Annotated in this window: 15 protein-coding genes; 9 read left to right on the top strand and 6 right to left on the bottom strand. The window is 35.4% G+C overall.

Annotated features, from left to right (window positions below; all coding sequences use genetic code 11):
• Positions 1-15: 15 nt before the first annotated feature.
• The 3 genes from DN389_RS11515 to DN389_RS11505 all read left to right on the top strand — a co-directional run bounded on the left by DN389_RS11515 (position 16) and on the right by DN389_RS11505 (position 2,149).
• Positions 16-1,212 carry an MDR family MFS transporter gene (locus DN389_RS11515; RefSeq protein ID WP_088122703.1) on the top strand — a complete coding sequence of 399 codons (1,197 nt, stop codon included), beginning with the start codon at positions 16-18 and terminating at the stop codon, positions 1,210-1,212.
• A gap of 253 nt (positions 1,213-1,465) precedes the next feature.
• A complete protein-coding gene (locus DN389_RS11510) occupies positions 1,466-1,867 on the top strand; it encodes a hypothetical protein (protein WP_149237142.1) in 402 nt (133 codons plus the stop codon).
• A 54-nt stretch (positions 1,868-1,921) separates the two neighbouring features.
• Positions 1,922-2,149, top strand: coding sequence for a DUF3923 family protein (locus DN389_RS11505; RefSeq protein WP_149237141.1), 228 nt, complete (start codon positions 1,922-1,924; stop codon positions 2,147-2,149).
• Positions 2,150-2,245: 96 nt separating this feature from the next.
• Here DN389_RS11505 and DN389_RS11500 read toward each other — a convergent pair whose 3' ends face one another.
• From DN389_RS11500 to DN389_RS11485, 4 genes are all read right to left on the bottom strand, one after another.
• Positions 2,246-2,794: a DUF2179 domain-containing protein gene (locus DN389_RS11500; RefSeq protein WP_097889818.1), complete on the bottom strand. Its 549-nt coding sequence runs from the start codon at positions 2,792-2,794 to the stop codon at positions 2,246-2,248.
• A 200-nt stretch (positions 2,795-2,994) separates the two neighbouring features.
• Complete coding sequence (locus DN389_RS11495; protein ID WP_048546511.1) at positions 2,995-3,408, bottom strand: ATP synthase subunit I; 414 nt, start codon at positions 3,406-3,408, stop codon at positions 2,995-2,997.
• Positions 3,409-3,460: 52 nt separating this feature from the next.
• Positions 3,461-4,789, bottom strand: a complete 1,329-nt coding sequence (locus DN389_RS11490; protein ID WP_046957914.1) for a hemolysin family protein — start codon at positions 4,787-4,789, stop codon at positions 3,461-3,463.
• A 121-nt stretch (positions 4,790-4,910) separates the two neighbouring features.
• The gene (locus tag DN389_RS11485; RefSeq protein ID WP_000285638.1) at positions 4,911-5,318 is read right to left on the bottom strand and encodes a MerR family transcriptional regulator; all 408 of its coding nucleotides are present in this window, start codon (positions 5,316-5,318) and stop codon (positions 4,911-4,913) included.
• Positions 5,319-5,594: 276 nt separating this feature from the next.
• Here DN389_RS11485 and DN389_RS11480 point away from each other — a divergent pair, with 276 nt between their 5' ends.
• The 5 genes from DN389_RS11480 (at position 5,595) to DN389_RS11460 (ending at position 10,484) form a co-directional block, all read left to right on the top strand.
• Complete coding sequence (locus DN389_RS11480) at positions 5,595-6,389, top strand: glycosyltransferase family 2 protein (protein WP_098802396.1); 795 nt, start codon at positions 5,595-5,597, stop codon at positions 6,387-6,389.
• Positions 6,390-6,503: 114 nt separating this feature from the next.
• Positions 6,504-7,271 (top strand): glucose-1-phosphate cytidylyltransferase, encoded by a 768-nt coding sequence (gene rfbF, locus DN389_RS11475; RefSeq protein ID WP_149237140.1) that lies wholly within the window; start codon positions 6,504-6,506, stop codon positions 7,269-7,271.
• A gap of 1 nt (position 7,272) precedes the next feature.
• Positions 7,273-8,328, top strand: coding sequence for a CDP-glucose 4,6-dehydratase (rfbG, locus tag DN389_RS11470; protein ID WP_087984129.1), 1,056 nt, complete (start codon positions 7,273-7,275; stop codon positions 8,326-8,328).
• 12 nt (positions 8,329-8,340) lie between these two features.
• Positions 8,341-9,564: a class I SAM-dependent methyltransferase gene (locus DN389_RS11465; protein WP_149237139.1), complete on the top strand. Its 1,224-nt coding sequence runs from the start codon at positions 8,341-8,343 to the stop codon at positions 9,562-9,564.
• Positions 9,561-10,484 carry an NAD-dependent epimerase/dehydratase family protein gene (locus tag DN389_RS11460; RefSeq protein ID WP_149237138.1) on the top strand — a complete coding sequence of 308 codons (924 nt, stop codon included), beginning with the start codon at positions 9,561-9,563 and terminating at the stop codon, positions 10,482-10,484. The genes DN389_RS11465 and DN389_RS11460 overlap by 4 nt, the downstream gene beginning before the upstream one ends.
• Here the strand turns inward: DN389_RS11460 and DN389_RS11455 are convergent.
• Positions 10,453-11,238, bottom strand: a complete 786-nt coding sequence (locus DN389_RS11455; RefSeq protein ID WP_149237137.1) for a glycosyltransferase family 2 protein — start codon at positions 11,236-11,238, stop codon at positions 10,453-10,455. The two genes, DN389_RS11460 and DN389_RS11455, sit on opposite strands and share 32 nt — an antisense overlap.
• Positions 11,239-11,565: 327 nt before the next feature.
• On the opposite strand from DN389_RS11455, the gene DN389_RS11450 reads away from it, so the two are divergent.
• Positions 11,566-12,450 carry a DMT family transporter gene (locus tag DN389_RS11450; protein ID WP_149237136.1) on the top strand — a complete coding sequence of 295 codons (885 nt, stop codon included), beginning with the start codon at positions 11,566-11,568 and terminating at the stop codon, positions 12,448-12,450.
• A 43-nt stretch (positions 12,451-12,493) separates the two neighbouring features.
• Here DN389_RS11450 and DN389_RS11445 read toward each other — a convergent pair whose 3' ends face one another.
• On the bottom strand, positions 12,494-13,315 hold the full coding sequence (locus DN389_RS11445) for a pentapeptide repeat-containing protein (protein ID WP_060487779.1): 822 nt from the start codon (positions 13,313-13,315) through the stop codon (positions 12,494-12,496).
• Positions 13,316-13,491 lie beyond the last annotated feature (176 nt).

Genomic DNA, 13,491 nt, shown 5'->3' with positions numbered 1-13,491 from the left:
GTTAGGAGGAGTTCTATGAAAAGTTTCTCAATACCGATACGTTTCATGCTTATTTCTTCATTCTTTATGTCTTTTGGGTATTTTGCAGTATACGCATTTTTAGCTATTTATCTATTAAGCTTTCTTCATTTTTCTGCTGTCCAAGTAGGAACAGTGTTGACAGTTATGACAATCACATCAAGAGTTATCCCTTTATTCTCAGGATTAATTGCTGACAAAATAGGCTATATCATTATGATGATAGCCGGATTATTTTTAAGAGGAATCGGATTTATTGCTTTAGGAATATGCTCTGATTTCTATACAATTTCTATTTCTTCTGCACTTATTGGCTTCGGAACTGCATTTTACGAACCTGCTGCGCGCGCCATATTCGGCTCACAACCAGCTCATATGAGAAAAAATTTATTTACATATTTAAACCTTAGTTTTAATTGCGGTGCAATAATCGGACCAATTGCAGGAGGGTTCTTACTCTTACTCAATCCCATCTATGCTTTCTCTCTAACAGGATCACTTATGCTGTTATTCGCTTTTATCTTTTACTTACTTAAAAATCACTTCCAAGTCACTACTGAAAACACGTCTATTACATTTGGAATACAGGCTATCTTACAAAACAAGCCTTTTCTTCTGTTTTCATTTATCATGATTTTCTTCTATATTATGTTTACTCAGCTTACTGTCGCACTTCCACTTCATATGAAAAACATTAGTAATAGCAATCAGCTTGCTACACTCGTTATTACGATAAATGCAATAACAGGCGTCATATTTATGGTATTATTTCGTAAACTATTTCATAAATACAATACACTTTCGATTATTAAATACGGTGTTTTATTAATGAGTTTTTCTTTTTTACTCATTCCTTTATTTCCACACCCATATTGGCTATTTATTTGTGTAATTTTATTTACAATTGGCGAAACACTCGTATTACCTAACGCTGATATTGCTATTGCAAATTACAGTAACGAATCATATACAGCTACTTACTTCGGATTTTATCAACTATCACTCGCATTTGGTTTTATCATCGGTAATTATACCGGTACATCTTTTACAGCCAACTTAAGCCGAATGTATACACCATGGCTTATTTTCGGTGGAATAGGACTTATTGGTTTTATTTCACTCCATATTTTAAATATTAAAAAAGAGAGCTCTAAAGAAGATATATACCTATGTAATGAGACGAAACATCTTTAACACATTACAATTGAGATGGTACCTTTAGACAAGCAGCCTATAATAAAAAATTCGACCATCATATGTGACAGTCGAATTTTTTTATTTTTCATATTTAATAAGTACACTTTTCAAACCCCTTAAATTGGATATACAGCCTGTTTAAATTTACATATTATGGTACAATTAAAAAGAGTGCTAGCTAGACAGTTACGTTCCACACTAGCAGTCTAGCAATGCCAAAATCAAAAATCACTTGAAATTGGGGGATGTTATGAGAAAGAAATTAAGTGCTCTTCTATTCATCGGAATCATATTATCCGGATGTTCAACTATAGCAGAAAATTCTTTAGAAACTGGAAAAGGCAGTATTGAATTATTAACACCGACGATTACAACAAAAGATAACGAATTAGAATTTAAGACTGAAGGCATTGATGAAAATAAAGTAACGTTTATTTATGTTGCCAATAAAAAAGTATTGGAACAAAAAATTAATAATGGCGAATCCTACAAAGTTAACATTAAAGATATCGAGCACGCTCATAGGACAGATTACAAACCAAAAGTTCAACTTTTGCAAACGCAAGATGATCATAAAGATGGAGAGATGGTAACGTTTAAACAAGTTAGATATACAGTTAAAAAAATTAATTTTATAGGTATTTCATTATAAATGTAACGAACGAAAATTCACTTTTAACAGAGGGTAAATGTAAGGGGTGCTAGCATGAAAAGAAGATGGATTTATTGGTGGATTGGTAACATATTTTGGATTATAACTTTCGGGATATTGGTAGCTATCATTTGGCTAAGAGAGGTTGATGGGACTGGTGTTACTCAAACACCTGAGCTGAAATTAATAGCCTTTATCGTTTTATTAATTGCATTTATATTACCACTAATTATTCAAGTTGTATGGTTACTTGTTAATCTGAGAAAAAGCAGAAAAAAATAACGCAGAAAAAAGAGAGGAATCTTTTTCAATATAGATTCCTCTCTTTTTTCTATGGGGATTATGCAGTGCTTTTAAAGCTGCACAACTCCCTTCTCTTTACGATGCATGTTCATCTTTCTTCTTCATTAACGCTCTTTTCTTCATCGCCTTCGTTAAATATCCGCCTTTAAATGAACGGATTTCATAAGAAGACATAAACGCTTTCGGTGCAATTTGATTAATAATTTCTAACAGTTCTTTTTCTCTAGAACGCTTTGCTACGATATCTAAGCGATAACGTATAGAATTAATACCTTCACCTTCAAATACTGTAACGCCAAATCCAGAGTGACGTAATTCATCTACTAATTCATTACAACGGTCTAGTAAACTAACTTGATACGTAATATAACCAATTGCTAATTTATTCTCTATATAACCGCCTAATAACAGTCCCGCACTAAAGCCAATGACATAGGCAATGATGTTCTTCCAATTTGATAAATCTTGAAACACAATACCTAAACTGACAATGTAAATAGCTCCTTCTAACAATCCAACACCAGCAGCGGATCTTGTTTGATTCTTTACAAGCAAAATCGTACGGATTGTTAAAATGGGAACGTAAATAATTTGAAGCACAAAAATAAGTAACGCTTGTAACATTGGTATCCACCTCTTTCAAAAAGTCTTTTGTCATGATAACATACATAACCTTTAGAAATCGATGGGTTTTTTAATTTTTTTTTATTATTTTTCATACTATTGAAAAACGTAAAAAAGAAGCGTATTATATTTGTCGTAAATTTGATTCCTTTCATTAGCTCGCTTTAAACACAAAAAGGAACCCCATTAGGCCCCTTTCATCATAGCTCTATGTTTTTCGAAGCCTGTTCTCTTTGCTTCTCTTCTTCTTTCACTAACTGCACGTTTGCATAAGCTAAATTCGCAATCATTAAAAAGTGACCACCTAAAATGCCTGTACCGAATGCCCACATTTCCATTTCATGCTCAATTTCATACATAATAATAGCTCCTAAAATGGCTGCTGCAAATCGGTTTAAAACTCCTAATCCAGGAGCCTTTTCTTTCATTACGATACTTTTCCCAAGTTTCTCCACTCTGCGAGCCAATAACCAAAGGCAATATGCACTTACAGCTAATCCGATACCAAACCCTGTTACTTGTTTTCCAAACGGAGTAATCGTCCACATAAGTAGTAAACCACTAAAGATCGCATACAATTGTAATCGATATACACGTAAGGCTGCTTGAATCAAAATATCCGCTCCTAATTTCACATTTTTTATACTTTAGAAAAAAAGCAGCAACTTACACAGTTGCTGCTTTCTCTTCTTCTTGCTCTTGTTCCATCTTACGAATTTCAACACGTTTAATTTGGTAAGCATCTTTTTCTAACACTTTAAATTCATAACCTTCCGCCTCAACGTGTTGTCCTTCTTCAATTTCATGATTTTGCATCATAATCCAGCCACCAATTGTATCCACATCATCTTCTTCAATGTGTAATCCAAATAAATCTTTCACTTCGGAGATAAGCACTTTTCCATCAACGATTTTATGGTGCTCATTCACATGCTGAATTGGTGGTGCTTCATCTTCATCATATTCGTCACGAATTTCGCCGACGATTTCCTCCAAGATATCTTCAAGCGTTACAATTCCGGCTGTTCCTCCGTACTCATCATATAAAACAGCCATCGGAATTCGCTTCTTCTGCATTTGAAGTAATAAATCGTGAATTGGAGTTGTTTCCATCACTTCAATAATCGGACGCATATACGTGCGAATCGATGATAAATCTTCTTTATCGTTGTTCATATATCGAATAAAGAAATCTTTTACATTGACCATACCGATAATATCATCTTTATCTTCTCCAAAAATCGGATAACGTGTGTATCGTTCATTTTGGATTACTTTCATGTGTTCTTCTACTGAATCTTCCAGGTAGAAACCAATGATTTCTGTTCGCGGTACCATAATCTCTTTTGCAATACGATTATCAAATTCAAAAATGTTATTTACATACTTGTATTCAGCCTGATTAATTTCGCCACTTTCATAGCTATCTGAAAGGATAAGGCGTAATTCTTCCTCTGTATGAGCTACTTCATGTTCTGAAGCTGGTTTTAAACCGAATAAGCCAGTTACAACACGAGCTGAACCGTTTAATACCCAAATAAATGGATACATGACTTTATAGAACATCATTAACGGACCTGCCAATAACAATGTTACTTGTTCAGCCTTTTGAATTGCCATCGTTTTCGGAGCTAATTCCCCTACTACAACGTGTAGATACGTCATTAGCATAAAAGCAAGACCAAATGTTAATACTGATGAGATAGAAGGATTTATGTTCCATTTCTCAAATAACGGGTGTAATAACTTTTCAATTGTCGGTTCACCTAACCAACCTAATCCCATAGCTGTAACTGTAATACCTAATTGACAAGCAGATAAATATTCATCTAAATTTGTTGTTACCTTTTTCGCTGCTAAAGCACCGCGTTTCCCTTCCGCAACAAGCTGATCAATACGACTTGAACGTACCTTTACAATCGCAAACTCTGCTGCTACGAAAAATCCAGTAAATGCGATTAAAATCGCAACCATGACTAAATTAAATATTTCCAATGAATCCCCTTAGTTTAAAAAACTAAGGTGTCCACCTCCTGTATACTATAATGTTTTCTTATTTGTTCATTAGAAAACATAGCCCGATACAAAAATTAAAGAGGTCGGATTTCACTTTTTTCTATAATAATAGAACAAGTGTCTGTATTAAAGCTGTCGTTTGACCAGATAAAGATTTCGATATTTTTTCACGTTGTGAATCAGTCAATCCATCTAAAAGCGGCTTTAACTCCGTTAACTCTGCTTCTAATCGATGAATATGGTCTGTCACTTCATTCACTTGTTTCGAAACGTGTTCATTGATACCGAGCAGCTTCTTCTTCTCCTCGATTTTCTCTTTAATCTCACAAAGCGGCATATGCATTTCTTTGCACTTCTCAATAAATTGTAATGTCTCAAATGCTGTTTCATCGTAATAGCGATAATTAGATTGAGATCGCTCCGCTTTTAAGATTCCTAGATTCGTATAATAATCAATCGTGCGTTTCGACACGTGAGCCATGAGAGCCAACTGTCCGATTCGATACACCTTCCCAACGATCTTCCCCCCTTGTTTATATTACTACCATCATACAATACATAAACTGTACAGTCAAACGTGACGGTTTATTATTCATAATTTATACAAAATTCCACATGCTATCTAGGTATGTAGTATATTCACACTCTATAACTCTACCCATATAGTTAGATTACTGTTTTTTCGATATGCCCATACCAAAATGTAAAAATGGAATCACACATTCCTTTCAACCTTCCTTAATTTAAAACATATGATAATAATATTGAAATAAAATCATTATTTATGCAACTGGAGGAGATTAAAATCACTAGGACAATTATCTCTCACTTTTATAACGAGGAGTATTTATTACCATGGTGGCTTATGCATCATACAAAAATATTTGATCACGGCATATTAATTAATAGAGGTTCTACAGATCGTTCTGTTGAAATTTGTAAATTATTTGCTCCCAACTGGGAAGTACGAAATTCAAGATTCCTTGATTTCGATCCCACTAATACTGATATTGAGGTGATGGAAATTGAAAGAGAGGTTTCCGGTTGGAAAATGGTATTAAATACTACGGAATTTCTTTGTTGTAACAATGTAGAAGAGTTTTTCTCATCACTTCATACGTTAGGCCAAAATATGTATGCGATTAGAATGATTGTAATGATTGATAAGCATAATTACAATTATTCAAAACTAAGATATTCTATTCCGTTAGTAGAGCAACGATATCACGGGCTCTTTCCTTATAAACCAGAAATCGGCTGTGCCTGGAGATTTATACACAACCATCTTGATGGCGCATATTTACCAGGCAGACATTTTACGCGGCACCAACCTATCGTTTATAGCTCCCCTTCATTCATTTTTAAATTTTATTTTAGCCCTTGGAACGAACATACAAAGGCAAGAAAATTACAAATTACACCTACCCTCTCAAAAAAGGGCATTCGATTGGGACTTCAAACACAATATGGTCGGTCCTCTGAGGAACTCGAAGCTCGATTTTTAATGTTAACTAAGGCAACACAGGATCTACGTAATCACCCTGATTACCAACAATTATTCCCTAAATTCAAACCTTAATATTTCTCATCCTATCATGTTCCACATATTTTTACGCACTTAGCTAAAAACCATACCATTTGTATTTCATATGAATACTGTATATATTATAAATTTTTATTTTAGGAGGAAAAAATGAAAGCTGTTATTCTTGCAGGTGGATATGGAACAAGGATTGGGGAAGAAACTCATTTAAAACCAAAACCTATGATTGAAATTGGAACAAAACCTATTCTATGGCACATTATGAGTTTGTATAGCCATTACGGGATTACTGAATTTATTATTTGCTTAGGCTATAAAGGATATGTAATTAAAGAATTTTTTCTAAATTACAACTTACACATGTCCGATTTCACGATACATTTAAACGACAATACGATTACTAACCATTCTCATCGTATAGAACCATGGAAAGTTACACTGATTAATACCGGTCTAAATACCGAAACAGGTGGACGAGTTAAAAAAATACAAAATTACATCGGGGACGAACCTTTCTGCCTCACTTACGGCGATGGATTAAGTAATGTAGATATAAAAGAACTCATTGCATTTCATAAAAAACACGGCAAAACGGCTACTGTTACAGCCGTACAACCTCCTGGTAGATTCGGTTCTCTCGTCTTAGATAAACAATCTGTAACATCCTTTCAAGAGAAGCCACTAGGTGATGGCGGATGGGTTAACGGTGGATTTTTCGTTTTAAATCCTGATGTTTTCAATTACATTAGTGGAGATACATCTGTTTTTGAAACAGACACTTTAGTTCAGTTAGTAAACAAAAACGAATTGGCTGCATATCAACATACTGGTTTTTGGCATCCAATGGATACATTGCGCGATAAAAATAAATTAGTCGAGCTATGGGAAAGTAATAACGCTCCGTGGAAGGTTTGGTAATATGGCTTCATCATCTTTTTGGAATAAGAAAAAAGTATTTATTACAGGACATACTGGCTTTAAAGGCTCATGGCTCACCCTTTTTTTAACTTCTTTAGGCGCAGAAGTAATCGGATACTCCTCTCAACTCCCCTCCAATCCTAGCCTTTTTGAACAAGGTAATGTAGCAAATGAGTGCACATCAATTCATGGCGACATTACAGATTACGATTCTTTATTCCATGCCCTAAAGCAACATAACCCTGATATACTATTTCATTTAGCAGCCCAGCCGATCGTTACCACTTCCTATAAAAATCCTATTGAAACATTTAAAACGAATGTTTTAGGTACTGTTCATGTATTAGAAGCGGCAAAACAGATAGAAAGTATACGCGTCATCATTAATGTTACAAGTGATAAGTGCTATGAAAATGATGGGAGCGGTAACCGTGCATTCTTGGAAAGTGACCGATTAGGAGGTTTCGATCCTTATAGTGCGAGTAAAGCTTGTGCTGAACTAGTGGCAACGTCCTATCAAAACTCATTCTTCCGCACTAACACTCCGAATCTTGCCTCAGTAAGAGCAGGTAACGTTATCGGCGGTGGTGATTGGGCAAATGACCGATTATTCCCAGATGTCATTCGTGCATATTTACAAGATGGTACGTTAAATATTAGAAACAAACACGCTATTCGCCCGTGGCAACACGTATTAGATCCTTTACATGGCTATATCCTTTTAGCTGAAAAACTTTGGACAGACGCTGCATATGCAGAAGCGTGGAATTTCGGTCCGCTGAACGAACCTAACCGAACAGTTCATGACGTCATTCAATCTATCATGAAATTATGGAATCAACCACTAACAATCCTTTCTCCTCATATAAACACACCCTATGAATCACCTGTCTTAACACTCGACAGTACAAAAGCAGTAAATAAACTCAGTTGGACACCTAAGTTATCAACAAACCATTCTATCGCTTGGACTGTTGATTGGTACAAGAAATATGCATCTGGTGAAAATATGGAATCTTTCACGCGCCAACAAATCGATGCATTCAAAAATTTATAAGGGGGCTACAAAATGGACCAGAAAAAATGCCGTTTTTGCCACTCATTATTAACAAATACTTTTTTAGATTTAGGCGTTTCCCCTCTCGCTAACTCATTTATAACTCCAGAACACTCATATAAAATGGAACCATTTTATCCGCTGCACACATTTGTTTGTCACTCTTGTTTACTTGTACAATTAGATGAATTTGAACCTCCGCACAATATTTTTCATGACTACTTATACTTCAGCTCTTACTCCTCCAGTTGGCTACTACACGCTAAGCAATATGTAGAAATGGCGATTAAGCGTTTCAACTTAACCAATCATTCGAAAGTGATTGAAATCGCGAGTAACGACGGGTACTTATTACAATATTTTCAAAAAGAACATATCGAAACGTTAGGAATTGAACCAGCAAAAAATGTAGCAGAAATCGCTATCCAAAAAGGAATTCCTACTGAAGTGAATTTTTTTAGCAATGACTTTGCAAAAAAATTACCAAAAGCTGATTTAATCATCGCAAATAACGTATTGGCACACGTCCCGAACTTACATGATTTTGTCGCTGGTTTAAAAACGTTATTAAAACAAGACGGAACAATAACAATTGAATTCCCGCACTTATTAAATCTCATATCCTTTAAACAGTTTGATACGATCTACCATGAGCACTTCTCCTATTTCTCACTTATAAGTCTTCAAAAAGTTTTAGCTCATCATCATTTACAAATTATCGATGTAGAAGAACTTTCAACGCACGGTGGTTCCTTGCGTATTTTTGTAAACCATCATAGTGACTCATCCACTATTCATTCTAGTGTTACAAACTTAATCCAAAAAGAAATAGATCACGGGATAGATACATTAGATTGCTATCTCCTTTTTTCTAAACGCATCGAACAATTGAAAATAAATATTTTAAAGTTTTTTATCGAAGCAAAAGCTTTAAACAAACAAATTATCGGTTACGGTGCTCCTGCTAAAGGAAACACCCTTTTAAATTATTGCGGGATAGGAAAAGAATTTCTAGCTTATACAGTAGATAAAAACCCTCACAAGCAAAATCTCCTTCTACCAGGCACCCGCATTCCAATAAAATCTCCAGAAGAAATTAAACGTACAAAACCCGATTACATTCTCATACTTCCTTGGAATTTAAAAGATGAAATTATGAAAGAATGCTCTTTCATTCGTGAATGGGGCGGCAAATTTTTAGTAACGATTCCAGAAGTTGAGGTGATTGAGCCATGAAAAAAATCCTTGTAACAGGCGGTAGTGGATGGATTGGTAAATATGTTGTAAATTCTCTTATACAAAAGGGCTATAAAGTGCACGCCACCTACAATACAAATAAGCCTTCTCACCTTTCTTGCCATTGGCATAAAGTAAACTTACTTTGCGATGAAGAAGTAAAAAAACTCATTTACGACATTAAACCTAGTCATCTCATTCATTTAGCTTGGGAAGCGGTGCCGCCAGCGTGTTATGTATCTATTAATAATTACTATTGGCTTACGTGCAGTATCTCATTAATTCAACACTTCACAACATGCGGCGGAAAGCGAGTCGTTGTTGCCGGCACCGGCGCAGAGTATGAATGGTTTAACGGCGTACTATTTGAAGATTCACCGCTTCTTTCCTATAAAACACCGTATGCGTTATGTAAAAACGCACTACACTCTTGGCTACAAACGTACGCTGAGCAAACCGGCCTCAGCATGTGTTGGGGCCGCATCTTTCATATGTATGGCCCTCACGAACAAGGGAATCGGCTCGTTTCTAACATTATCACTTCCTTATTAAAAAATGAGGAAGCACTATGTACACATGGAAAACAATCAAGAGATTTCCTCCATGTGAGCGACGTCGCTGATGCTCTCGTAACAGTATTAGAACATGGCGTTACAGGCACAATCAATATCGCTTCTGGTCAATCTGTACAAATTAAAGAATTAGCTTCTATCATTGCTAAAAAGTTAGGAAAAGAACATTTAATTAAACTAGGTGCGATTCCTTTCTCTAAAGATGAACCTTTATTCGTCGGCGTTAATGTAGAGCGTTTAAAAACTGAAGTAAATTGGAAACCAACATACGATCTAAATACTGGGATCGAAGAAACAATTTTATGGTGGGAATCATTTATAAAAAAGCATAACGATACGCACCACTAAAACGTAAATCCTTCGTCCCTCTCGCTAAATCCTTATACCATTCTTCTAATTTTTCAGGTGTAATAATATGATGTGTTCCCATTCCCCCATGCTTACTAGCTTCAGAAAGAGTCGGGCCAATTTGTAATTTCCTCTTTCTCATCGCATCGTTCCAAGGGCTGAAACCAAACCATGCAATACACGCAAGTGGCGGATAAATCATAGATTCATGTGCAGATAAATGTCTCCCAACCGTATAACTTCCGTGTTCATGATTATGAATAAATCTACCTCTTCTCCATAACGCCCAATCTTCTGGTAAATAACCATGAAATCGCTGTTTCATTAAAGGTATTCTAAAGTTAAGGTCCGGATAATTATAGTTAAGATCATCGACCATAATAAGCCCTTCCAGCCAATACATCCTCCCTCCCAATTCATTCAGGGATTTCCAAAACTGATTTTTATCTTGCACACAAAGAAACTCGGTCGTATTTAAAATCATTTTCCATCCTTTTACTTCTTGCTCTACCCTCATCACTTCATGATCTGTCGCTAACGCATCAAATTCTGGATTTGCAGAATCTCGCACTTCCCAGTGTGGTGCGAATTTTTTACAAATTTCAACCGAACGATCTGTTGAACCTTTATTAATTAAAATGCCATGATCAAACAGTTTCGTATGATGAACAAGCCACCACGGTAATAAATACTCTTCGTTATAAAAATGAGAAATAACGGTTGTAGTTATAACAATCTCCTCCTCGTTCTCTATTAATCTACTTTTTCATCCTACTCTTACTATACTTAGCAGTTATGTAATTGGTTTCTTTTATTTTTAAAATATGTTTTTCTACCATATACTATGCTTTCTTAGACAACCGCCATTTTCTAAAGAAACATCCCAATAAACTGAAAATTAAGTTATAATATCTTTATTAAATTATGAAGGAGGAATGCACTCATGTACTACAACACTTCATTCGAAAATGATCAACCTGTAGGCCGTCTATAAACTAAGGCGGGCATTCATATAACACTTAACACTATGCCTCGTCTTAGGGAACTCATAATACCCTAAAAATAGACGGAGGTACTTTACATGAAACAAACAATTTTAGGAGCTATATGTTTATCACTAGCAGCTAGTATATGGGGTGGTATGTATGTTGTTAGCAAATATGTACTCGACTTTATCCCACCACTGACACTTGTTTGGCTACGCTTTATTATCGCTTTCGTTGTTTTATATTTCATTTTGAAAATAGCTGAGAAAAAGCAAAAGAAAAAAGTAACCATTCGCAAAAAAGACTGGCTTTTATTCGCTTGGATTGGATTTATCGGATATTTCATTTCGATCACATGTCAATTTATCGGAACAAAATTATCTGACGCTCATACAGGCTCTTTAGTAACGTCAGCTACACCTGCATTTATGGTTATATTTGCAGCGATTATTTTAAAAGAAAAACTAACCGCTCGTAGACTACTATCTACTATCGTAGCGACAATCGGTGTCATTATCGTAATCGGATGGGATATTGAAATTGGCTCCTATTTTATCGGTACAATCATATTAGTCGGGGCCGCTATTACGTGGGCTTTACTATCCATTTATGTGAAGATTGCTTCAGCTCGATTTTCATCCTTAGTTATTACAACGTACGCCATATTCTTTTCACTCTTTTTCATTACACCTTTTATGATATGGGAACTACAATCAACCTCTATCGAAACAATAAATACGTACGTAATATTAGGCGTAGTATATTTAGGAGTCGTCTCAACGGCAGGTGCCTTTTTCCTTTGGAATAAAGGGTTAGAATTAATGGACGCAAGCATCGGTTCGTTATTTTTCTTCTTCCAACCCATCGTCGGATCATTGCTTGGTTGGTTACTCTTAAATGAGACATTAAATATTAACTTTTTTATTGGTGGTATCCTTATTATATGTAGTGTTTTCATTACTACTTTTGAAAAGAAATGAAAAAACAGGCAGAGATTCTTATTCTCTGCCTGTTCCACATTCTTTACGCACTCCAATGCGATGGACGGGACAACACTTTCGGTAATTTCGTATGTTTATCCCCTTTCGCTGCATTAATTTGAACTTGCGTCAGAAAAATACTATTTGTGAAATCCGCCCCGCGAATATCTGCATCTCGTAAATCTGCTCCGATAAGATCTGCTCCTCTTAAGTTTGCTCCATTTAAGTTAGCCGCAATTAAGTATGCCCCTCTTAAATTCGCTCCTTGCAAATCTTTCTTTTTCAAATTTGCCCCCATAAGATCTGCTCCGCGGTGACTAATTCGTTTCTTACGCGCAGCATTCATTTCCTTCCAAACTAGCTCACTCGTTTCTAAAAGTAACACATTTACTTCCGCACGGTGTAATGGAATATTTACTTTCATTAACTCGTCCGCATTTAAATTTGATAAGCGCTCTGTCTCTCCAATTGCTTTACTTAGTTCTTTATGAATCGATTGTGTCGCCTTCAAAAGAATAGCCTCATTCAAATACCAAAGTATTTCATGAAGCTGATGCATAACTGGAAAAGCATCGTACATTTTTCTCGCATGCTTAGCATCTTTCCGCCAATCAATCCCGTTAAACGTAACTTGCGAAATCTTCTGCCCAGCCCCGAAACACTCAAACACTGTACAACCTTTATAACCTTTTCCTCTAAGATTTTTATGTATGCTACATTTAAAATCTGTTTGTAAGTTAGAACATGGTGTCCCGCCATCTTTATTCACCGCAAAATCTACCGATGCTGCGAATGGTAACGCCACGCAACATAAACCGAAGCATTTTTCGCAGTTTGCTTTTAAATGATCGTTATGATTAGTCAAAATATATACCCCCTGTTGTCTTTTGACTATTTCATAATATTCCAACCTTATTAAATAATCAATTTAAAAATAAATGAGCTTCTTTCATTTCAAATCATAACTTTATTATTCGATTTCCTTTCAATTGAAAAAGACAGCTTCTATCTAATGAATTATAATTAAATTATAAATATTCA

The organism is Bacillus sp. AY3-1 (genome assembly GCF_008368785.1).
In the GTDB taxonomy this organism is placed as follows: domain Bacteria; phylum Bacillota; class Bacilli; order Bacillales; family Bacillaceae_G; genus Bacillus_A; species Bacillus_A wiedmannii.
This window is presented reverse-complemented; position numbering and strand designations above follow the sequence as displayed.

Bases quoted from the DNA above. Each gene is read 5' to 3' on its own strand.
- DN389_RS11460 (WP_149237138.1), top strand. From the start codon at position 9,561: ATGAAAAAAATCCTTGTAACAGGCGGTAGTGGATGGATTGGTAAATAT.
- rfbF (WP_149237140.1), top strand. From the start codon at position 6,504: ATGAAAGCTGTTATTCTTGCAGGTGGATATGGAACAAGGATTGGGGAA.
- DN389_RS11500 (WP_097889818.1), bottom strand. From the start codon at position 2,794: ATGTTACAAGCGTTACTTATTTTTGTGCTTCAAATTATTTACGTTCCC.
- DN389_RS11450 (WP_149237136.1), top strand. From the start codon at position 11,566: ATGAAACAAACAATTTTAGGAGCTATATGTTTATCACTAGCAGCTAGT.
- rfbG (WP_087984129.1), top strand. From the start codon at position 7,273: ATGGCTTCATCATCTTTTTGGAATAAGAAAAAAGTATTTATTACAGGA.
- DN389_RS11510 (WP_149237142.1), top strand. From the start codon at position 1,466: ATGAGAAAGAAATTAAGTGCTCTTCTATTCATCGGAATCATATTATCC.
- DN389_RS11505 (WP_149237141.1), top strand. From the start codon at position 1,922: ATGAAAAGAAGATGGATTTATTGGTGGATTGGTAACATATTTTGGATT.
- DN389_RS11465 (WP_149237139.1), top strand. From the start codon at position 8,341: ATGGACCAGAAAAAATGCCGTTTTTGCCACTCATTATTAACAAATACT.
- DN389_RS11480 (WP_098802396.1), top strand. From the start codon at position 5,595: ATGCAACTGGAGGAGATTAAAATCACTAGGACAATTATCTCTCACTTT.
- DN389_RS11515 (WP_088122703.1), top strand. From the start codon at position 16: ATGAAAAGTTTCTCAATACCGATACGTTTCATGCTTATTTCTTCATTC.